The organism is Rosistilla oblonga, assembly GCF_007751715.1.
Lineage (GTDB): Bacteria > Planctomycetota > Planctomycetia > Pirellulales > Pirellulaceae > Rosistilla > Rosistilla oblonga.
In genome coordinates, this window is record NZ_CP036292.1 from 2123953 (window position 1) to 2146625 (window position 22673).

General features: G+C 57.4%; 12 protein-coding genes and 3 tRNA genes. 9 read left to right on the forward strand and 6 right to left on the reverse strand.

Annotated elements, in window-relative coordinates; genetic code table 11:
* Positions 1-140: 140 nt before the first annotated feature.
* From CA51_RS07560 to CA51_RS07570, 3 genes are read right to left on the reverse strand one after another with little or no spacing between them, the layout of a single operon-like run.
* Entirely contained in the window at positions 141-2450 is a 2310-nt protein-coding gene (locus CA51_RS07560; protein WP_145119281.1) for an FHA domain-containing protein, read from the reverse strand.
* Positions 2447-3280 (reverse strand): FHA domain-containing protein, encoded by an 834-nt coding sequence (locus CA51_RS07565; protein ID WP_145119283.1) that lies wholly within the window; start codon positions 3278-3280, stop codon positions 2447-2449. The genes CA51_RS07560 and CA51_RS07565 overlap by 4 nt, the downstream gene beginning before the upstream one ends.
* 32 nt (positions 3281-3312) lie before the next feature.
* Positions 3313-6543: a protein kinase domain-containing protein gene (locus CA51_RS07570; protein WP_197451666.1), complete on the reverse strand. Its 3231-nt coding sequence runs from the start codon at positions 6541-6543 to the stop codon at positions 3313-3315.
* A 582-nt stretch (positions 6544-7125) separates the two neighbouring features.
* Between CA51_RS07570 and CA51_RS07575 the strand changes: the two genes are divergently transcribed.
* Positions 7126-9054: a DUF4838 domain-containing protein gene (locus tag CA51_RS07575; protein WP_197451667.1), complete on the forward strand. Its 1929-nt coding sequence runs from the start codon at positions 7126-7128 to the stop codon at positions 9052-9054.
* Positions 9055-9113: 59 nt separating this feature from the next.
* Here CA51_RS07575 and glmM read toward each other — a convergent pair whose 3' ends face one another.
* On the reverse strand, positions 9114-10463 hold the full coding sequence (glmM, locus tag CA51_RS07580; protein WP_145119289.1) for a phosphoglucosamine mutase: 1350 nt from the start codon (positions 10461-10463) through the stop codon (positions 9114-9116).
* Positions 10464-10668: 205 nt separating this feature from the next.
* On the opposite strand from glmM, the gene CA51_RS07585 reads away from it, so the two are divergent.
* The 6 genes from CA51_RS07585 (at position 10669) to CA51_RS25720 (ending at position 16534) form a co-directional block, all read left to right on the forward strand.
* A complete protein-coding gene (locus CA51_RS07585; RefSeq protein ID WP_145119291.1) occupies positions 10669-12504 on the forward strand; it encodes a phospho-sugar mutase in 1836 nt (611 codons plus the stop codon).
* A gap of 305 nt (positions 12505-12809) precedes the next feature.
* Entirely contained in the window at positions 12810-14597 is a 1788-nt protein-coding gene (locus tag CA51_RS07590; RefSeq protein WP_145119293.1) for a divalent metal cation transporter, read from the forward strand.
* On the forward strand, positions 14594-15952 hold the full coding sequence (locus CA51_RS07595) for an excinuclease ABC subunit UvrC (RefSeq protein WP_145092157.1): 1359 nt from the start codon (positions 14594-14596) through the stop codon (positions 15950-15952). The genes CA51_RS07590 and CA51_RS07595 overlap by 4 nt, the downstream gene beginning before the upstream one ends.
* A 219-nt stretch (positions 15953-16171) precedes the next feature.
* Positions 16172-16262, forward strand: a tRNA-OTHER gene (locus tag CA51_RS25715).
* A 32-nt stretch (positions 16263-16294) separates the two neighbouring features.
* Positions 16295-16365 (forward strand) — tRNA-Gly (locus CA51_RS07600).
* 94 nt (positions 16366-16459) lie between these two features.
* Positions 16460-16534, forward strand: a tRNA-Asn gene (locus tag CA51_RS25720).
* 90 nt (positions 16535-16624) lie between these two features.
* On the opposite strand, the gene CA51_RS26495 is transcribed toward CA51_RS25720, so the two are convergent.
* Positions 16625-17029 carry a Dabb family protein gene (locus CA51_RS26495; RefSeq protein WP_420821479.1) on the reverse strand — a complete coding sequence of 135 codons (405 nt, stop codon included), beginning with the start codon at positions 17027-17029 and terminating at the stop codon, positions 16625-16627.
* A 782-nt stretch (positions 17030-17811) separates the two neighbouring features.
* On the opposite strand from CA51_RS26495, the gene CA51_RS07610 reads away from it, so the two are divergent.
* Together CA51_RS07610 and CA51_RS07615 are read left to right on the forward strand one after the other, a co-directional pair.
* Positions 17812-19116 carry an IS256 family transposase gene (locus CA51_RS07610; RefSeq protein WP_231745824.1) on the forward strand — a complete coding sequence of 435 codons (1305 nt, stop codon included), beginning with the start codon at positions 17812-17814 and terminating at the stop codon, positions 19114-19116.
* A 98-nt stretch (positions 19117-19214) separates the two neighbouring features.
* A complete protein-coding gene (locus CA51_RS07615) occupies positions 19215-19670 on the forward strand; it encodes a sigma-70 RNA polymerase sigma factor region 4 domain-containing protein (protein WP_145119297.1) in 456 nt (151 codons plus the stop codon).
* 344 nt (positions 19671-20014) lie between these two features.
* Here the strand turns inward: CA51_RS07615 and CA51_RS07620 are convergent, their stop codons facing one another.
* A complete protein-coding gene (locus CA51_RS07620; RefSeq protein WP_145119298.1) occupies positions 20015-22567 on the reverse strand; it encodes a M14 family zinc carboxypeptidase in 2553 nt (850 codons plus the stop codon).
* Between the last annotated feature and the right edge of the window lie 106 nt (positions 22568-22673).

Below are 22673 nucleotides of genomic sequence, written 5' to 3' on the forward strand. Positions count from 1 at the left end.
GGCGAGATTTGCGTTGGCGCAATCGGCGTTCGCAAGTTCGTCCCCGCATCGGCTGGTTCTCAAATACGCTGCGTCTTACCTTCTGTCGGCCCCGCGATCGATAGCCTTCTTCACGCCGCCGGTTCGCTGAAATACAAGCGTTAAACACCGGTTGTTGTGCGGCGTGTCCCGAACCAGGCGATAGCTAAAAAGATCGTGGCGTGCAGCAATATCACGAGGTACGACGTGGGAAGAGACGGCTCGAAATCGGCGGCGAGCCGTTCGGCTTCCGGCAGGCAACCCTCGATCGCTTTCTGCCCCCAAAATACCGTCGTGGTTGTTTTGGCGATCCATTCGGGCAACCCCGACAGCGAAGCGACTACGCCACCGAGGATGATCTGAGGGATCACCACGACGGGGACGATCGCCACTGCGGTCTCTTCCGATTTCGAACAGGCCGAGATCGCTTGCCCTAATAATGATCCCGTTAGCGCCAGCAGACACAGGGTGCCAAGCATCGGCAACTTGTCGCCGGGAGGATCGTACCAAGCGATCGCGATCGCTCCCAACAAAGCCGCTTGGCCGAGGGAGAGCAATGCAAAAAACAAGATCTTCGCGCCGAGATAGGCTTCGGGGATCAAGTTGAAATTGCGTTCGCGACCATAGATCATCCGTTCCTGAACCAGTTCTTTGACGCTCGAATTGCATCCCAGCCAAAAACAGCTGACGCTCAACAGGAACAACAGATTACGTGTCGTGGCGATCCGTTCGGGCGGGAGACTTTCGCTCAAGTCCTCAAACCGCCCGAAGACGAGACACAGCAAGAGGCCCACCAGCAGCGGCTGTCCGATCAACGTGGCGACCGCTGGAAGGTCGCCTCGCCAAACGGCAACGGTGCGGCGAAAGATGGTGGCAAACTGCCGCCGGCCAATCGACGCCGACGTGCGGTAAGAAGATTGCGACGCCGCTGCCTCGGAGTCTTGTTTCTGAAGTGCGGGTTTTCGGTCGACGACATACCGGCGGTAGTGCGGACTTGTCAGGAAGGCAGCGGCCGATGCTTCCGCCGGCTGTTTGGCGAGCGCCGGATAGATTTCCGCCAATCGATTCACCTTGAAATATTCGAGCGCTTCAGCGGGAGTACCCAAAAAGGCGAGATGTCCGCCTGCGGTCAGCACCAGAATCAATCCGCAGTATTCGCTGACATGCGCCAGATTGTGGGTCACGCAGACAAGCGTCTTGCCACTGGCAGAGAGGCGTTGGAACAACTGCATCATCTCTTGGTCGGCCTGTTCATCCAGCCCCGACGTCACCTCATCGAGGAACAGCAAGCTGGGGTCGGAGATCAGTTCGGTCCCCAGCCCGACGCGTTTCAGCTGTCCGCCGCTAAGTTGCGAAATCCGCACATCGCGACGCGTTTCCAAGCCCACTCTCTGGACGATCGTATCGACAGCCTGTTCCAGTTCGGCCGGTCGCAGATCGGGCGGCAGACGCAACGCCGCGGCAAATCGAAGTGTCTGCTGAACCGTCAGTGATTCGTGCAGCGTAAGCGATTGGGGGATCACGCACAGATCGGTCTTGATCGCGTTGAAGTTGCGATGCAGATCGCGTCCGTTGACATACGCTCGGCCCTCGGTCGGATCGCCGCGACCGCTGAGCATTCGCAACAACGTCGACTTTCCCGACCCGCTGGGCCCGATGATGCAAGCAAACTCACCTGGATTGAGTACCAGTTCCACGTTGTTCAGCAACCGCAAGGCATCGCCACGACCGCCCGCTCGTATCTCCAGCCCCAATCGTTCGGCGACCAATTGGACGTTGTTCTTTCGCGAACGACTGACCAGTCGATGCGCTCGCAGTTCCAACGAAAACGGCCCGATGTCGATCGTGTCGCCATCGTTTAATTGGCACCGCGTCGCGATCGGTTGTCCATTGACAAAGGTCCCGTTGGCGCTGCCAACATCTTCGATCGCGATCTGTTGGCCGTCGCGGGATAGTTGTGCGTGCGATCGCGAAACGTGCGGATGGTCGAGACAAAAGTCGGCGAGATCGGGATCGCGCCCGATCAACCCACCGTTGCCAATATCGAAGGTCTCCAGGTTTTGCAACTGCTGGAGAATCTTAGGAACCTCAGCCGTCAGCAGAGTTCCCGCGGGAGCCGACCGCGCCTCTTCGAGACCGATCACTTGCACGATTGGACCGGTGAAGCCCAGTCGAATCGTATCGCCACTATTAATTCGATGCGACGAATCCACCGTCGCTCCATTGATCAAGGTCTGGTTCGATCGACTGTGATGCAGCAAACGCCAGCCATCGCCATCGAATTGCAGTTCCGCGTGCAGCGAACTGACTTTGGGGTAGCGTGCGTCGTCGAACCGCACTTCGCAATCCTTGGCTCTTCCCAAGCGGACCGCTTGGTTTCGGAAGTCGAAGACCTGAACCGATCCATCGGCGTGTTCGATGTGCAACCTCATGTTCGCCTGCCAAACTTTAATCGGAAGCGTTGTTCCCCAATCCGAAACTCGCAAGACTTGCCTACGTTCAGCACAATCTGTGGCACTCGCAACCAAATCCCATTGATCGTATTACCGCTTTCGATAACCCAGGTGCCTCGTTCGCTGCGAGTTAGCACGGCGTGTTGCATGCGTGTGAAGGGATCGCGGGGGCGTTGGATGTCGCAACCTTCGCCGCGTCCGATCACATACCGTTGGCGATCGAGCATCGTACGCGCCTCGGCGCGCCCCGCAACGATCTCCGAAAAGATCACCGCTCCCGGCAGATGTTGCCCCTCCAACGCCTTGGTCGATGCCGGCAACAGATCCTCGACGCCTGCCATCGCGACGGTTTCGGGAACCTCTTCGCGAACAATATCCATCTTGTAGTGGCCGCCGCCGATCAAGACCTCTGCATCGTGCATCAGAGGAGCCTTGGTTACGCGAACGAACAATCCGTTGCGGCTCTGCAGATCGGTGACGCACAACCGAGTTTGTCCGGCGACCGATTGGCGGTGGATCGCAAGATGCCGCGACGAAATCATTTCGTCGTGTGTGATCTGCAAGTCGCCTTCGGTCCGACCAATCGAAAACCGATCTCCGCGGATCCGGATCGCTTCGCCGGAATCCTTTCCATCGTCGCAGACGACCAGCAACGCAACAGGCGGCCGCGCGGTCGGACGAAACATCTTTTCGTCATTGTCGGCTGTTGTTTTGGCGGACCCTTTCGCTTGGCGGCGAAGTTCAGCCTGCACGCGCTGCACCTCTTCGTCGGACTCGAGTTGGGTTGGTGGTGGCGCGTCGTCGTTCATGCTGTCATCGATCAATACGAACTTGTTTAATTTTAACCGGAGATAGGGCGGATGCTGATCGACCGGAAGGCGACCTCACCGTCGAGCGATTGCAAAAGTATGTGCCCGCTGCGTCGTACGTGGATCTCCGGCTGACCTCTGCGTCTAGATTCCGATAGTGTTTTTCGCCAGGACGGCGAAGAGGTGTCGTACTCAAGCAGCTTCTTGCCGTTGAGCCAGTGTTCCACCGTCGTCCCGTTGCAAACGATCCGAGTCGTATTCCATTGTCCAAGCCGCGTGTTGGTGGCACCTGCGGGGGCGATCACTCGCCAAAGCGAACCGGTCGACATTTTGGGGCTCATCACATTGGCGAATCCCACCTCGTCGATGATTTGATATTCGGTCCCCGCGGAGGTTTGAGAGTTCAATTCGCGGTAATAGATCCCACTGTTTGCGTTGGGACCGATCTTCCATTCTGCGGCGAGTTCGAAGTCATCATATTCATCGCGCGAGATCGCAAGTCCCTCGCCGTCCTTCGCTACCAACATTCCATCCCGCACTTTAAACGGGCCCAGCGACTGCCAGGCACTTGTGTCGGAACCATCGAACAGCTGCACAAACTCGTTGGTGCTTGGCTGGGGCTGGCTGATGCTGGAAGTGCTTCCCAGGTTTCCCGAATCAGAACCGTCAGCGTTGTTGTCTGGCTGTTCGCGCCCAAACCATTGGCAGAAATAACCAGGATTGTGCTGCACCGATTGATTGGGTTGGTCGGCCCAAAAACTCTGGACTCTCCGCACCTTTGTAAAGTTGGCGATCAATACCATGAAGTCTTCGCCGCCATCTTTGTTGTCGGGTTGGCTTCCAACCCAGTTGCGATATCTCAGCGGTTCCCCCGTTATCCACGTCCACTTGCCCTCTTGGTCTTCATCGCTGGCACCCACCCAAACCGCATCGAGCCCCGCTTTTTTGCTGATCTGGAAGAGGAAATCGTTTTCTTCCTGCGACTTGACGACCGCAAGATTGCCCCCCAGCAACGTGCAGCGATTTCGCGCTTCGTGCCAGGTAAGATTTTCTGTGAACAGTTTGTAATGAGAACCTCGGAATTCGACCGCGTCCTGCGGAGGCACAAGTGGTCCCTGAGGTCGAACAGCAAAACTGCCCGATCGATCGCCAGGTCCCTGCCATTGGAAATCGATTCGCGGGCCGACTGCATCGTTCGAGATGGTTCCCGAGTTGTCTCCACCTACGTTTCCAGCAATCGCATGCACGTCGCTGGCAAGCCAACTCATCTTGCCTTCTTTGATCTCACCTCGCACTTCGCGTTGGAACCCTTGCGCCATAGAAAACAACGCGCGAAACGAAGTCCCCGTGCGAGACAACATGGTCAACGAGACTGGTTTGCCGTTATCGCTTCCGCCCCAGACCGCTCCCGGTGAAAACAGACGGTCGAGACTCGCTTCGCTAAGCGATTGGATCGTTCCGCCAGGCGGAAGTGTTGGCGAGACAGATGGTGCGACTTCTGGCGAGACGCTTGGCGTCGGTGGCGGCATTGGTGATGGCACCGTGGCGACCGCTTCCACGGCAGGGGGCGATTTGGTTGGCGGCACCGACTCGCTTGGCTCGACCGGTTGCACTTTTAAACGGATCGTTTCCTGGTCGCCTCGTTCGATCGTTACCGTTTCGCCCGCGATCGCGATTCCGCCCGAACGGACTTCGACGTGGCGGGTTCCCGGTTTTACCCGAACACTGGCCAGCGATTCCCCTTCGTTCCAGCGGAGCTGAATCGTTTCTTGGTCGACCAAAACCTCCGCATCGTCGGGGAGATTTTCGATCACGATCGTCCCCTCGCCGGTGCGAAGCATCAACACCGCGGCGAGCAACAATGCGAGAAAGCCACCGCCGCTTGCGATTGCCAACGTCGGCGGCAGCTTGGACCGACCTCCGCCACTTTGCGTCCGCTTGGCAGGCTGAACCGATTTACCGACACGCCGATCGCTGACTTTCAAATCGGCAAGACTCGCCGCCACGCTCGGCTGGCGAGCGACAACCGGAGCGATTACGGGTTGTTCGATCGAGGTGTCGCGACTGGGAGATGGCAGGTCGACGTGAGTGTCGGTCTTGGCAGGATCGATTTGCGTTTGTGATTTGAAATTGGCTTTGCCCGCAAACGGCTTAAGCGCGTCGGCAACTTGCTTTGGCGTGGAATACCTTTTCGACGGCTCCTTGGCCATCATTTTGGCGATGATCTTGGATAGCTCGACCGGAACGTCCAGCCGCGACAGACTGACATAATCGGCTTCCTGTTGGGCATGTGCCATCAAGACGCTTTGGAATGTTCCGCTGAACGGCGGCTTTCCCATCAGCAAGTGATACAACGTGCACCCCAGGCTGTAGATGTCGGCTCGAATGTCCGCGGCGGCGGCATTCAAGGCTTGTTCGGGAGCCATGTATTCGGGCGTCCCCAGCATCGTTCCATCGGCAGTCAGCCCTTCGGTGTTGCGTTCACTGCTAGCCTTGGCGAGACCAAAGTCGAGAATTTTGATCCGCAGATTTCCATCCTCTTTAAAGACCATCACGTTGGATGGTTTGATGTCGCGGTGCACCGTATGTTTCGAATTCGCATGCTGCAACGCGGCAGCGATCTGGAGTGCCAGCGTGCACGCGACGGGAATCGGAACGGGGTGATATTTGCGAATGAACCGATGCAGGTCGACTCCCGGAACATACTCCATCGAAAAGACTAACTGCGTCGGCAATGGAACCTGTTGGTAAGCTGTCGCGATCGCGGGGTGGTTCAATTTTCCGATCGCCCGCATCTCGTTGCGGAAGCGTTGTTTGGCGGAATCGTTGGTGACCAATTGATCGCTGAGTACCTTCAACACCTCGACCCGATCCATCGGGATATATTTGGCCAGATAAACAACTCCCATCCCGCCGCGACCAAGTTCCTTGAGAACGTGGTAGTCGGTGCAGGCGGTGAGTTCTTCGGGCAAGCCGGTCGGTTGCGGGGATGGTCTCGATTGCGAAACGCTCTGTTTGACGATGCTGGGATCTCCCGCGGCGAGACTCGGGTTGGCTGCCTTGGTCTCTTGAACACGCTTCAGAAATCCATCCCCCGACAACGCCGCAACCCGCGACTGCAGTTCCGGATTGCACTCGATCATCGCCGCAACGCGCAGTTCAGCCACCGAATCAAGCTTGCCGCTGACGAAGTCGTTCAGCACTGTATCGTCGACGATCGCGGGATTGGTGCGAGTTCGCTTCGTTGGGGATTTATCGGACACTTTCCCTCCTTCAGGCATGTCGTGTCCCACCATGCTAGCGTTGTCTTCAGCCGTGAGCTATAGGCGGGTTCTAATACCGAAGGCAACCGATTCGCTTTCCCAGTCACAGAAATTCTGAGTTCGCTTGAAATTGTTTGGAATTTGCAGATCAGCCGCGAGCATCTGCTTTTTGTTATCGGGTGTTTCGTCCCGGCCAAGGCTTCCTCGGGATCGGCGTGGGGGCGGAGGGGGACCTCGGAAATAACAGATCGGTTCGCTCTCACATTCAGGCAATCGTGGCATGATGAGTCGCACGGGGTGTTGCCGCGACAACGCCGGTGTGGCTCACGATTCCGAAGCAGACTTCAGGCCGAACGCTTTTCGTTCAACTGATGAAATTTGTTGACTGGCAACGAGTTCGTTCATAGATTGCGAGGGTTCAAACGGGCATCAGCCTGGGGGCAACGTGTGACCGCGTCGAATATGACAACAGTTGGAGAGGCCGCCTTAATCATGATTCGAATTCGAAACCAGAAGTTACGAGCGGCCTTCCATCACGTTGCATTTAAGTTATCAATCGTTGCGGTTTTCGCATTGCTCGCATTGCCCAGTCGGGAAGCGTTAGGTCAGCAGACGTCGCCGGCAAGCATCGTGCTTGTCAAAGATGGCCATCCGGTTCACAACATGATCTGCCTGCAAAACGACGAAGCCGATCCGGCGGCAGTGATGGCGTTGAAGGAGTATCGAGACTTGGTGGCAAAGGCGACGGGCGTGGAGCCGAAACGCGTTGCCGAACCGGTGCCGGGAACCCCAACCATCTTCTTCGGACGCAATCCCTGGTCGGAAAAGGCGGGCGTGACGGCGGCGGGGCTGGATTCGGAAGGCTTCCGTATTCGCACCGTGGGGCAGGACATCCATATCGTCGGGCGAGATACTCCCGGTGCCGGTGCGCATCGCGTTACCGGCAGCGTCGGGATGGAACCGGGAACGCTGTTTGGCACCTACGCGTTTCTCGAACGCGGCTACGGAATGCTGTTCGCCTGGCACGATGATCTGGGGACGATCACGCCGCCTAAGAAGGACCTTGCAATCGAGCCGATCGATCTGACTGACGCTCCCGATTGCATGTATCGGCAGTTCACAAAGTCTCCCGCCGGACTGGCGAACCAAATCTTTGGCCGCCGGCTGCGACTGGGGCATCCGATCGATGTTCGCCACGAGCACAACTGGCATCGCGTCATGTCGCCCGACGTCTACGGCAAATCGCATCCGGAATGGTTTGCGGAAATCAATGGCAGGCGCTACCCGAAACACTACGCGGAGAAACGCGGCGGGCAGGTTTGTACCAGCAACCCGCAAGTCGTCGAACACTTCGCAAACGCCGCGATCGAATACTTCGACAAGACGCCGAACTCCCAGATGTTTTCGATTGCCGCCAACGATGGGCGGAAATTTTGCGAGTGCAGAAAATGCCAAGCTCTGGACAGCGGCGACGTTCGCCCCGATGGTCGCAGGATCACAACTGATCGCATCCTTACGTTCAGCAATCAGGTGGCCGAGCGAGTTGCGAAGGAACATCCGGACAAGCGGCTGGGCGTGATCATCTACCTCGACTACAAGTATCCGCCGAAGCGAGTGAAACCGCATCCGATGTTATTTCTGGTCCATCCGACCAACAGCGGTTTCAGCCAGGGAGCGTTCTACGAAGGCGACCAGTGGTCCGAATCGGCGATGGAACGCGGCTGGCATCGGGCGGCCGGAACGTTCTACAAATACGACATCTGGCACTACGACCAAACGCCGCTGTACATGATTGCTCCGGTCACGAAGCACTTGATCGAAAAGTGCCGCGCCCAGCAGACGCATGGAGTCGACGGCGGTTACCACTACATCGCCCGTTCGTACGAACTGCTCGGTGCCGGTCACTATCTTCTTGCGCGGATGATGTGGGATCACGACTTTGATGCCGAAGCCGCCGAGCGCGACTACTATTCCGCCCTCTACGGAGTCGCTGGCGAATCGGTGAAGGCGTACTACGATCTGCTCGAGTCGCAGCTTGCGAAAACCTTCCGCGACGGACCGGGCAATGCCAACACGGAACCGATGATCGCTTCGTTCTTCAACCGCTATCCGGGAGCGAACAATCCCGGCATGTATCTCGCCGCCTACTGGCCCATCGCGGCGGAGATGAAAGAGCGGATGGACGGCATCTACTTCGAGCATCGCAAACAGATGTCGAAGGACGAACTCGATCGGCTGCACCGGCTGATCGATCACCATAACTACACGTTGCACACGGTCAACGCGATGGTCATGGCGGGGCGTGGACTTACGAAAACGGCAACCGTCGCCGACCGCAAGTCGTTTGAAAACTCCAAATCGAAACGAGACGCAGCCATCGCAAAGATCAAAGCCTACCGTCCCTTCTACGCCAAACTAATCGCCGACATGGATGCCACCAGCCATACCGGAGTCATCTACGGAAAGAAGCCGACGATCGAAGTCCGAGCCCCCTCGGACTTCAATCAGTAGTCATTAGAAAGTCGAACCGGAGCGGCTGAAAGCTTCACAAGCTCCATCTGGTAGAACGTTTAAGTGCAGGCGTTGACGATCTGTTCGGCTCGGTCGCAGAGCGCTTTCGCTTCGTCGAGCGTGGGGGCTTCGGCGATGAAGCGGACGATCGGTTCGGTGTTGCTGCCGCGGACCAACAGCCAGCGGTCGGACCACGATAAGCGTAGACCATCGATCCGGCTGACCTCTGCATCGGGCAGCTCCGCCGCGATCTGGTCCATCGCCGCTGGCAACGCTTCGCGGCCGATCTCCGCTTTCGCTTTGTAGATCTCAAACCGCGGCAGCTCCGCCGCCAGTTCGGCGATCGATTTGCCGGTCGTTGCCATCAGTTCCAGGACGTGAGCCATGCCGACAAAGCTGTCGCGAACATAGCCTACGGCTGGATCGATCGGTCCGCCGTTCCCTTCGCCACCGTAGACCGCGGCGTTGGCGATCATCATGTCGGCAACGTTCGCTTCGCCGACGGCGCTGCGATAGGGAGTCGCCCCGGCGTCGATCGCCACTTGCTGCGACATGCTGCTGGTCGCCAGATTGATCACGATCGGGCCGGGCTGCTTCATCATCGCTCGCTGAACGCACATCGCGACGGTGTATTCTTCACCGATGAACTTGCCATCGGCATCGATCAACGCCAGTCGGTCGGCATCGGGATCTTGGCAGAAACCGACGTCGCAACCTCGGCTCTTGATCGTCTCGCAAACGCCTTGCAGATTTTCGGCCAGCGGTTCGGGAGGATGGGCGAACAGGCCGTTGGGCTCGTCTCCTAATACGATCACTCGGCAGCCGAGCGCTTCGAGCAGTCGTCGCCCCAGTGCGCTTCCCGATCCGTGGTTGCTGTCCAAGACAACGGAGAAGTTCTGTTTGCGGATCGCTTCGACATCGACAGTCGCCAACACCGCGTCCAGGTGCGATGCGTGCGGATCGTCGATATCGCAGCAGCTGCCCAAAGCGTCGGCCGCCTTCCACGAGATCGAATCGTTCAAGTACAGCTCGCGGACCTTGGCTCCGCTGGCAGCATCCAACACGCGGCCGGCGGCGGAGAAGAGTTTGATGCCATTGTAGGCGGGAGGATTATGGGATGCGGAGATCTGGACCGCTCCGGCCGCCTTAAATTGTTTCACCAGCACGCCGACGGTCGGCGTGGCGGCGACGCCCGCGTCCAACACATCGCGGCCACAGGCGACGATCGCCGCGGCGGCCAGATCGCGCAACATCGGTCCGCTGGTCCGGCCGTCGTACGAGAGCACCACGGGGCCCGGTGCGGTCAATTGGTTGCAGAACGCTGCCAAATAGCGGGCCGCAACCGGAGGAGTCAACGTCTCCCCGACAATCCCTCGCAATCCGCTGACGCTAATAATCAGTTCCGACATCTTTTCGTTTTACCCTTTTACTAATCTCAGCTTACGAGTCCGCCCGGCTGCTGGTTGCCAGCCCCAATACCCAGGCTTTAGAATCTCAGCAGACTGAAGTTTTCAGCCTTTTTTCAGCTTGCAATCCATTGATTTTGCCACGGCCCGGCAATCGGACCGCTACCCCCATCGGGTCACCTAACAAACGAAAGAATACGCGATCCCCATGACACAAACAGCCCCCACGATCACGGTTGAAACGGCGCTTGCACAAATCGCAACAGCTCATACCGCGGGCAAATTGACCGCCGGTGCCGTCGAGAATCTCCGCGCGTGGCTCAGCGAAGACCGGTATGCCGCTTATCGCAACGATATCGTGCGGCACATCGAAGACGAAAAGTGGCAGAAATTGGACGACGTCTTCTGGACGATCATCCCGTTCGGCACCGGTGGCCGCCGCGGACGGATGTACGATTTTGGATCCAACGCGATCAACGACCGCACGATCGGCGAGAGCGCTCAGGGGCTGGCGACTTATGTCAAGCAACAGCACCAAGGTTCGGCCAGCGGGCTGTCGTGTGCGATCGCTTACGACACGCGGCACAAATCGCGGCACTTCGCCGAATTGTGCGCCGGGATCATGGTCGCCAACGGCTTCAAGGTCTACTTCTTGGACGACTATCGCGCCACGCCGCAACTCTCCTTCGCCGTCCGCGAAAAGCACTGCAGCTGTGGCATCATGGTCACCGCCAGCCACAATCCACCAAGCGACAACGCGGTAAAGGTCTATTGGTCGACGGGCGGTCAAGTTCTGCCGCCGCACGACAAAGCGATCATCGACCGCGTGATGTCGACCGACGCGATCGAAGTCGTTGCGTTTGCTGACGCATTGGCCGACGGCCGCGTCGAGATCTGCACCGAAGAGATCGACAAGGCGTTCACCGATAACGTGACAGCTTGCAGTTTCAGTGGCCCGCGCGACGCGAAGATCTTGTTCACGCCACTGCACGGCGTAGGATCGGCTGCCGTCCTACCGGTTTTGGAACGCGTTGGATTCTCCGACGTCGAAGTCTTCCAACCGCACGCCGAACCAAGCGGCGATTTCCCCAACGTCCCCGGGCACGTTTCCAATCCCGAGAACAAACAAGTCTTCGACGCACCGATCGAACAAGCCAGCAAAGAAGGCTTCGATCTCGTGATGGCGACCGATCCCGATTGCGATCGCTTGGGTTGTGCGGCGCCGTTGACGACCGAAGCGGGCAGCCCTTGGGCGACGCTGACCGGCAACCAGATCGGCGCGTTGCTGGCCGATTATGTGCTCAACAGCCGCAAGGCCGAAGGGAGCCTTTGCAGCGACGACTACATCGTCACCACGCTGGTCACCACCGCGATGGCCAGCCGGATCGCCGAACACTACGGCTGCCGCTGCGAGAACAATAACCTCGTCGGATTCAAATACATCGCCGGCGTGATGGATCGCGAAGGAGCCGACAAGTTCGCTTTCGGCTTCGAAGAATCGCACGGTTACCTGATCGGTAAATACGCTCGCGACAAAGACGCCGCGGCGGCCTGCATGTTGATGAGCGAATTGGTGGCGAAGCTGAAGAGCGAAGGAAAAACGATCCACCAGCAGATGGATTCGCTCTCGCAAACTCATGGCCTGCACGCCGAACATCTGATCAACGTGATGATGGAAGGTAGCGAGGGGATGGCGCTGATGACCAAGTTGATGGCCAAGTATCGCCAGGATCCGCCCAAGGAGATCGGCGGCATGAAGGTCGCTCAGGTCCGCGATTACACCGCCAAGACGATCACCACAGCCGATGGATCGACGTCGCCGTTGGACGGTCCCGACGGCGATCTGGTGATTTTGGATCTCGACCAGTCGGGGAACTACTTCGCCGTTCGCCCGAGCGGAACCGAGCCGAAGGTGAAATTCTACGTCTTTACCTATCTGCCACCTGAGGAGTCGCAAGATCTGCCAGCGGCCAAGGCCAAGCTGGCCGATCGCTTGGCGGCGATGGAAGTCGACGTCCGCGCGTTCGCCAAGACCGTGTCGTAGTCGTCGCTCGCGTTGCCGACGTCAAACGATGGATCAACGATGGAGAGGTCGCTGCCCGACGCAGCGACCTCTCTTTATTGGAGCGATCCGGTCCGGCAACTTGGCCTCAACGGTCAGCGGTTTCCCCAAAACGCATCGAAATCCGGGTTTGACCACGTCTCGCGTTCTCGACATCCGCCAAGTATTCTGCAACACTTGAACCCGCTCCCAGCGGGACTGCTACCGCATCCATTTAAAGTGACTCACCTCCCGTCCGACCGGCAAGAATGCCTGTTGCACGTTTGAAAAACCCTCGAAAGAATCGAATGAGCGAAACCGAAGTTGCGCCGCCGGCCGAATTTGGAAACCCTGTCGACAAAGTCCACACCGACCGCGAATTTCTGAAACAGGCTGCTGCTGAAGGCCGCCTGCTGTCGGCGTTCGTTCGACTCTCCGGCCCCGGTTGGTTGCAGAGTGCGATCACGTTGGGCGGTGGTTCGCTGGCCGGAGCGCTCTTCTTGGGCGTGCTGGGCGGAACCAGCATGATCTGGCTGCAATTGATGGCGATCACGATGGGTGTGATCATGCTTTCGGCGATCAGCTACGTCACGCTGTCGACCGGACGCCGCCCGTTTGAAGCGATCAACACCGAGATCAACCCGGCGCTCGGTTGGGGTTGGTTGATCGCGACGATGATGGCCAACATGATCTGGTGTATGCCTCAGTTCAGCCTCTGCTACGACGCGTTGGATAAGAACCTGATGCCGCTGGCAGGCCAGTCGTTGGGGGAAGACATGGGAGCGAAGCGAACCGTTTCGTTGATCCTTTTATTCGCCGCCGGATTTGTCGTGTTGCTGAACACGCGGCGCGGTGCCGCCGCAAAACTGTTCGACATCACGCTCAAAGCTCTCGTTGGAATGGTCGTTATCTGTTTCTTTGGCGTCGCGATTCTGTTGGGCGTCAAAGGGGAACTCGATTTCGGTGCGATCTTTTCCGGCCTGATTCCCAACTTGAACCAATGGACCCAACCGACAGGCGATCTGGCGGCGATGGTCGCCAGTCTTTCGGAGCAAGGCCAGTCGTTCTGGACCAACCGTTTGGTCACCGAACAACGAGCGGTGATGATCGCCGCGGCAGCGACCGCGGTTGGCATCAACATGACCTTTCTGTTGCCTTATTCGATGCTCGCTCGCGGCTGGGACAAACCGTTCCGCGGCCTGGCTCGCTTCGACTTGGCAACCGGCATGGCGATCCCCTACGTCTTGGTGACCAGCTGCGTAGTGATCGCTGCGGCGTCGACGTTCCACGGCAAGATCGACGACCAATTGGCCAGCAACGATCTATCGGTGATGCAGCAGAGCCCGATGTTCGACGCGGTCAAGGATTCTTTGATGGCCCGCGTCGAGCTACAGTTGGGTGACGAAGAAGCTGAAACGGGATCTGAAACCGAAGCCGAAGCCGAGAAACTGGAAGCCAAGAAACTGGCGATGATCGCCAATTTGGATGTTACCGAAAAGAAGCTCGCCGCGACGCTCGTCAAACGCGACGCATTCCAATTGGCCGACACGCTGGCACCGCTGTTGGGCGTTTCGCTCGCCAAGCTGGTCTTCGGTTTGGGCGTCTTCGGGATGGGATTCTCGACGATCATCATTTTGATGCTGATCAACGGATACGCCTTCCGCGAAATGTTCAATCAGCCCGACGGAACGTTCCCGTTTGTCCTGGGTGTCGTCTTGGCGGGACTGTTCGGTTTCTCGTGGATGTACTTCTGGGATAGTCCAGCGAAGTTCTGGTTGGCGATTTTCACATCTAGCTTCGGCTCGATGTTACTTCCGATCGCTTACATCACATTTTTCTTGATGATGAACAGCCGCCGGATCTTGGGAGACGAAAAGCCGACCGGCGGACGGATGTTGCTGTGGAATGTGTTGATGATCTTCTCGGTCTTGGGAGCCCTGGCGGCTGCCGGAACCGCGATCTACGACAAAGTGACCGACAAATCGAATCCAGTTGCGGGACAAGCCATCTTGGGCCTGTTGGTCGTATACTTAATTTTGATTGCGATTGGTTTCTTTGTGCGTAAGAGCAAGCCGACTAGCCCAGGAATGGAATGAGCGAGAACTCAGAGTCTGCAAACAATGCTCCCGAATCGGGAGCCGAGCTCGGCTTTGAGTACGCGGCCGCCAAGGTCCGCACGTTCCCACAAACTCCCGGCGTCTATCTGATGAAAGATGCCGCCGGGCGGGTGATCTATATCGGCAAGGCGAAAAATCTCCGCAGCCGCGCCGGCAGCTACTTTCTGAAAGCGGCGGCCGAGGAGCAGCGGACGGCCGACTGGATCGGCGAGATCGCCGACATCGACTTCATGGACTGCGATTCCGAAGTCGACGCGCTGCTGATGGAATCGCGGCTGATCAAAGACATCCAGCCCAAGAACAACAAAGACCTTAAAGACGACAAGACCTTCCCGTATCTAATGATCACGACGCGGGAGGAGTTTCCGCGGATCGAGGTCACGCGGGAACCGCGCGATCGCGGCGTCAAGCTGTACGGTCCCTTCCCCAGCGCCGGAGCGCTTCGCGGTGCGATCCAAGTGCTGCAGCGGATCTTTCGCTTCCGCACCTGTTCGCTGGACATCAACGAAGGGGACGAGCGTTGGAAGTGGTTCCGCCCCTGTCTGTTGGCCAGCATCGATCAATGCACGGCCCCCTGCAATCTACGGATTAGCAAGGAGGATTACCGCCAGGACATCCGTCGTTTGCAAACCTTCCTCGACGGCGGCAGCAAGAAACTGCTGAACGAATTGCGCGGCGAGATGATGGAAGCGAGCAAGGCGTTGCAGTTTGAAAAGGCGGCGAAGCTGCGCGATGAGATTCGGATGCTTGAAAAACTGGACGAGCGCGGGGATCTGGAAACTCACGCGCAGCCGGAGGTCTTTTACGTCGATCCCAAGAAGGGACTGACCGGACTGCGGAAAGTGCTCTCGTTGAAAGAGACGCCGCGGGTGATCGAAGGAGTCGACATCGCGCATCTCAGCGGCGGCGAGACGGTCGCTAGCTTGGTTCAGTTCATCGATGGGCTGCCGTTTAAGCCGGGCTATCGCCGCTTCCGGATCAAAGACGTCAAAGGGATCGACGACTTTCGCAGCATCTATGAAGTCGTCTCGCGGCGTTTCCGCAGCCTGAGCGACAACCAGGAAAAGTTCCCCGACATCCTGTTGATCGACGGCGGCAAGGGGCAATTAAACTCCGCCATGGCCGCCTTCCGCGATCAAGAGATCACGCCGCCGACGGTGATCTCGTTGGCCAAGCGAGATGAAGAGATCTTCGTGCCGGGAGAGTCCGAACCGATTCGGCTGAGTCGCAACGCGTTCGCGCTGCGGTTGCTGCAATACGTCCGCGACGAATCGCATCGTTTTGCCCAGCACTACCACCACATCCTGCGCAGCAAATCGACACTCGATCGCTAAACGATCTAGAGCAACCCAGGGATGCGGTTTGCTGGGGGCCAGTATGTACGCAGTTTGGGCAGGCAGCTTGCTGCGCAGTTTGGGACAGGCATCTTTCAATGTGCACTGCCGCGCCTTTGGTAACGCTCTCTGGCGGGGCGGTACTACCACCCGTTGAGTTGCGCATGCAGCGTCGGAAACGTGCGTGTCCTTTTAAGCTCTACTGACAACTGAAAACAAGTACTGGTCGTCTAGCGGCGAAGACTCCGCACCCCGGGCACCGCCCGAAGGGTGGTCGGCGGCGACGTCGGTTCGAGTCCGACCCGGTGCTCTGATGATCTTTGACAATTTGAAACGTAACAAGCGCCCATGATGTAGTGGCAGCCTACTGCCTTGCCATGGCGGAAGTGTGGGTTCGATTCCCGCTGGGCGCTCTCGGATTAGGCGTGAGGCTTGAGACGTGAGTGGTGAACAACAGATTCCCTTACTTCCCCTCAATCCTACAGTCTTCAGACTCAAGCCTCATTTTGCGGTGGGTCCTGTGCTGGTACGGGAGGGCGACTGTTAATCGCTTCGTCGCAGGTTCGATTCCTGCCGCCGCAGCGGGCACGTTCAGTGGGGGCAAGCAGAAGGGCAGAAGAAGTTTGAGGGTCCCTTTCGGCTCGGTCCAAATTCAGCTTGAGACAAGCAATGTCAGTCGGAATCGGCGATATACTCAACTCGACTGACAAACTCGTAGGCCGAGGGCGTTCGTGTGCTGTAGTCTTTCGCCATGCGTTGGAATTCCGCGTACGCGGGATGAGCCAGGCACGCGTCACGCGCGCGAACACTTGCAAACGTGAAGAGTACACAGTATGAGCCATTACGAAAGTTCGGATCAATCGCTTGCGGGGCCGGGTCCGCCGGATCATAACCCGTGCTTGCACCCCACTCGAGCCGTGTGATCTCCGAGATCTGATCTGGTAATGCAACGATCTTGTCCTCAAACTCCTGCATCTGCTCGCGCGCGTGTCGGGGTTGAAATGAACTTGAACCACTCGACGCAACATTCCATGAGTCGATGTGCGCACATGTGGGGTCGCATCGTGAATGAAGAATGGAGTAGTGGCTGCTCCAGAGAAATACGGTCCCAGATCATCCAAGCCAACAACCTCCTGTGTTGCTTTGAAGAACTCCTCGTTGCGAAGCAACTGTTGATCTTCGAAGAGCACCAGGACGTAATAACGCAAGGTAGACTCGCCTCTAATTCGCCCCCACTCAAGGCGCTCCATAATCGGCGCTTTCGATGGAATTGCGCGAATGGCGTCTTCGGCATGCCGAATCGCCTGGGGATTCACGTTCGGCCTTGTACGGTAGCTCAACAATCGCAGGACTTTTCCTTCGCTTGATATTTCGCGGCGGCCACATCCGAGCGTGCATAAAAAGCCTACTATCACCAACGCGCAAACAATGTGTTTCATCATGACTGAGCCTACCTGCTTTCGAAGTTGAAAATGGCGGGTAGCGTCGGAATGACAGATCCCAACGCTACCCGCCTGCGATGTCGAAGCGTTCCAGCGTTGAAACTACCCGGCCCGCTATCTCCCCTTAGGCGTGAATTTGCAAATCCGAACATCCGTGACAAGAAATTGTCGATCTTTTTCCCCGCCAAGTAGCAAGGGGGGGCCGTACAGCTATAACGACACTCGGTCGGTCACATCAGAGGAGCGAAAAAGGGGGGGAGCTCATGTTCTCGTCAGGTTGTGGTGTCGATGTTGTGTCGCTCTACGTCCGCGCAAGAGGTATTGTCGAAAGTTGTGTTCTTGAGTGAATGAAAAAGGTGGCGCATCCTGTTGGAACTATCACCCTCCAACGGCCCGACGTGGGCAAAGGAATACGCCATGAATCAGACTAAAACAGATCGAACCGACGTGCCAGTGGACAACCAGATCGATCCCGAAGTGGTTTCCTTCCGGGCTCAGTTCGACCAGCGAAGTCCACTCGACGAAATTGTCCGCGAAGGAGCCAGGCGAATGCTGCAATCTGCGATCGACGCTGAAGTCGAAGCGTTCATCGGCATGCATTCCAGTCGAACCGACGAGCGAGGCAGACGACTCGTCGTCAAAAACGGAAGCTTGCCGGAGCGGGACATCCTCACCGGTGCTGGATCCATTCCCATCACCCAGGGGCGAGTTCGTGACAATGACCCCGATCGCAACCGACGGGTCACGTTTTCGCCCAGCGTGTTGCCAAGCTACCTGCGAAAGACCAAGGCCATCGAAGAATTGATTCCTTGGCTGTACCTCAAAGGGATCTCGACCGGTGATTTCGCGGAAGCCCTTCAGTCGCTTGTGGGCGCGCGTGCCGCAGGGCTGAGTCCCAACGTCGTCTGTCGGCTCAAGGAACAGTGGTGTAGCGAGTACGACGATTGGAGCAAGCGTGATTTATCCGACAAGCAATACGTTTACGTCTGGGCTGATGGAATTCACGCGAAGGTCCGTCTGGAAGACGATGCCAACAAAAAGCAGTGCTTGCTGGTGCTAATGGGAGCAACGCCCGATGGCAAAAAGGAACTGATCGCCGTCCTCGATGGCTACCGTGAAAGCGAACAAAGCTGGAGTGAACTGCTCATCGATCTCAAGCAACGAGGCCTGAAGATGGCTCCGAAGATCGCCATCGGTGACGGTGCGTTAGGCTTCTGGGCGGCGATTCGGAAAGTGTTTCCCGAGACCCGCGAACAGCGCTGTTGGGTCCATAAGACGGCCAACGTTTTGAACAAGATGCCCAAGAGCGTGCAGCCCAAGGCGAAGGGAGACCTGCACGAAATCTGGCAAGCCGAGACGAAGGACGACGCGAACAAAGCGTTCGATCACTTCCTTGAAAAATACGGTGCGAAATACGCTCCTGCATGCGCGTGCTTAAAGAAGGACCGTGACGTGCTGCTGGCATTCTACGATTTCCCGGCGGAGCACTGGAGTCACCTCCGAACGACCAACCCGATCGAGTCCACGTTCGCGACGATCCGGCTTCGCCATCGAAAGACCAAAGGAAGTGGAACCCGGCGAGCAAGCTTGGCGATGATGTTCAAGCTCGCCCAATCAGCATCCAAGAAATGGAGACGCCTGAACTGCCACGAAAAGATCACTCTCGTCACCGAAGGGCGTTCCTTCAAAGACGGAATCATGCAGGATGAGATCGCCGCTTAATTCAATTTCTCAAAACACAACAATTGACAATTACTCTCCGCGCAATTGCTGGAGACCTTGACGCACAGGGTCAACTGTGGTGTGTGCTGCGGTCTCACATGCATCGTATCATTCGCCTGAAGGCGGCCGACCTGGGTATGGAGTGGGCGATTGACGCCGACGATGTTTATGACGAGTTCATTGTGGAACGATTCGCTCTCAAACGGCCAAGAGAGTTTCAGAACGCGTATCACTTCACCTGCTACGTTGAAAAGTGCTTGCGGCGAAAGACGAGCCGTGCGGCAGCGCTAACACGAACAAGCAACGCCTGGATTGAGGGCTTTCATGAACGACTCGTCGCGTCGGTAACCACTGAAGACTTCATCTGGCGTGAGGAGTTGGCGGTCGCACGGGCCAGCCTCACGTTGCGCGAAGATCTGATTTGTCTTTTGGTACAAGAACAGCTGAGTTGGCACGAGATCGGCCGGAGGCTGGGATTGGCTCCCGATACTGCCCGTATGATCCACCAGCGCGCAATTAGCCGAGTCCGCAGTCAACTTTTCGGGGGGGCCTGATATCTCGATTTTCCGAGTTGGTCTCGCTCTTCGTCTGCAAGAACGAGCGAGGTCACAAGCACGGAACTGAAGACTATAGGCACGTCTGCCTCGGGCACCGACGCGCAGCGTTGGTCGGCAGAAGGTGCCGTTTGGGATGCCGTTTGGGACAGGCATCTTGCAGTGTCCACTGTCGCGCTCTTGGTCACGCTCTATGGTGGGATGGTTCTACCACCCGTCGTGTTCAGCATTCAGGTGGAAAACGTGCGTGTCCTTTTAAGCTCTTTTAAGATAAGCCGGAGCCGTGGGTGTCCTTTTAAACTCCTTTTAAGCTCTGCACTAGCTCGCCGGGCCCTGCCTTGCGTTTACTTCAAGTCGGTCCGCTTCAGTTGTTTGGTGAGGAACTGCTGCATCGTGGAATCGCCGGTTTGAGAGTCCCCCGGATATCGCAAATCGGCTTCGACTCCTAGTGCCTGCAATTTTCGCTGTAACATGAGCCCCGACACTGCAGAATGCGTAGGGTCCGACTGGCGTTCTCCAGGAACGGGAGCTTTGTCCTGCGCGGGGAATTCCATGAAGATCCGAGGGTCGTCGTCGCTGGCGTGTTCGATCGGAGAATAACGCTGGATTTGTGGAAGCAGCGAGGCTCGCGCCGCGAGGAACGGTGCAAAGGAATCCGGGCGGGTCGCCCCCGCAAATCCAAACGCCCTGCCCCCATATTCGTAGTTCGGTATCCACTCCCTCGCTTGCTGCGGATCGAGCGATGTTTGCGGCGCCTTTCCTGCGGCACACCACAGTCGGGTTGACTCACGGGAAATGAGGTCATCACTGTTCGGTTCAGCCATGTCGTCATGCATGGCTAACCACAGCGAGGAGCATCCGCCAGCGCTGACACCGCAAGCGCCAATCCGCGCCTTGTCGATCTTCCATTGGCTTGCCTTGGAACGCAGAAACTGCAGAGCACGCGCGGCATCGCTTAAAGGCCATTGCACAGGCGGCCCGATCTCTGCTGCATTGGCATCCTGCAGCAGGCGGTAGTTCACTGAAGCAACGGAAATGCCAGCGTCCAAGAAGCCGCGCACATCAAGGTGCTGATGGATATCTGTTTTGTCCTGTGCCGACCAGCCACCGCCGTGGAGGTAAAGCACGAGCGGTGTCGGCTCTTCGCTCTCCGCTAACCAGACATCCATCGTTTGACGAAAATGGTCTCCGTAGGGGACGTCTGTGAAAGTGGCTGGCGATGCATCGGCGATCGCTGTTGCAAAGCGTTGCTGTACGGCTGCTGGAGGCATCCAACCCGTGGGCCGGAATTCGTCGGGTTCGTAGCCGCAGGTGATGAAATACAGCCCCGTCTTGCTGGCCTTCGCTGGTGGCACGTTCACATGCAATTGCGTGAAGCCATCAGCGAACCAGGCTTCATAGCCATCGGTGGCGCTGGGCTTCAGAGCTTGGCCGTTCAGCCGAACGTCGAGCTGAGTTGGCTTGCGGTAGGGCAGTCGCAGTCGGAAGCTGATACCGTTGTCGATATTCACATCATCGGAGTCTTTGGCGGTGAGCAGCTTCGAAGCAGGCGTCTCCATGGCCAATTTAATCTCCGGGCCCGCTTCGATGAACTTTGTGATGTTCCCTGCGTCATCACCGAACTGGTCGTGCAGGTTGAGCTGCAACTCGCGAAGATCCGTTGCGGCGACAGCCCGTTTCGCTGCAGCCGTGGTCGCACACACCAGGCTCGCACGTCCGTCTGTCTGCGGATACAGGAATCCAAGCGTAAATTGGCTTTGCTTCGACCACAGCTCAACTCGGCTCCTCCGGCGGTCGGCCGCCGTGTTTCCGTATGCGGTCACAAAATGCCCGACGAAATTCTTAATCCGATTCACTGGATAGCTAGGTTGTCGCTCATCGTTCCAGACTTTATTTCCAATTTTCAGCAGTCCTTTCATGCGTGCGACAATGCTCTGCTCCCACGCCACCTCATGTGTGGCGATCATCGTGTGGTATTTGGCATAAGAATAGTGCTGCGTGTAAAACATCGGCTTGCCTTGCCACAATTTCGTTCCCAATGGAGCGAGTTCCGCGCCCCAGAAGGTCCGTTGCGCATCCGCCTCAAAACGGTCCGATGGGAACCCAGCAGCGTTGCCCGCGTCGATCATTGCTTCGGTCACTCGCCAATCCCAAGGCCGCAGTGCGTTGTTCGAATAAGCGCTTCCCGTGATCTCCGTCATGATCTGACCGTGGTAGGTTCGCCGGCTGCTCAATTGTTCAGGTGGGTATTCCTGGAGCCCGGTGCCATGGAAATCAGCGTGAATTTCTGGCTGATATTGGTCGACCACCGAAAGCACTGCTACCAGTTCTGGCGCATCCTGTGGATTGCGAATCGTTAGAGACTTCACGTCCCAGAGTTTGCCCTTTCGGTCCAAGCCGGCATACATCTCGACACCATTTTCATTCCGCCAGCGATCTGTGTGGAACAACGCAAGAGGATTCACGACCGGCATGACGAGGATGATCTGTCGGCGGCGAGTCTCCGCCGCGAGTGGATCATCGCTCAACATCCACTCGATAAACGCCAGCGCTCCGGAGGAGCCCGTTCGCTCGGGGCCGCAATGTAAAGTGGTGACCAAGCAAATTTGTTTGTCAGTATCGGAGACCGAATTGTCCGTGATTTTCACCATATAGACAGGCATGTTCTGGCCGCTGATCCCATGCGAATCGAGCGTGACCCACTGCGGGAACTTCGTTTCCCAGTATTGCAGTGTGCCTTCATATTCTTGCCACGTCAGGCGATGCATTGGGGCATAACGCTGTTGCTTTTCCTGGGCATTAGCGGACGTCACGCAGAAAGCTCCGAGAAGCAGGAATCCGACAGTTAGCAATCGAGAGAACGATTGAAATTCTTGCTGGGATGAGTTCAGACTCATGCTCGTTATTCCTTTCCTCGTGAATCTGGAGAACGCTCAACGCCTGCGAATATTGTCCGCCGCGGTGTCTGGATTGCTCGGCGGCAGCGCGGCTGGTTCCGCAAAG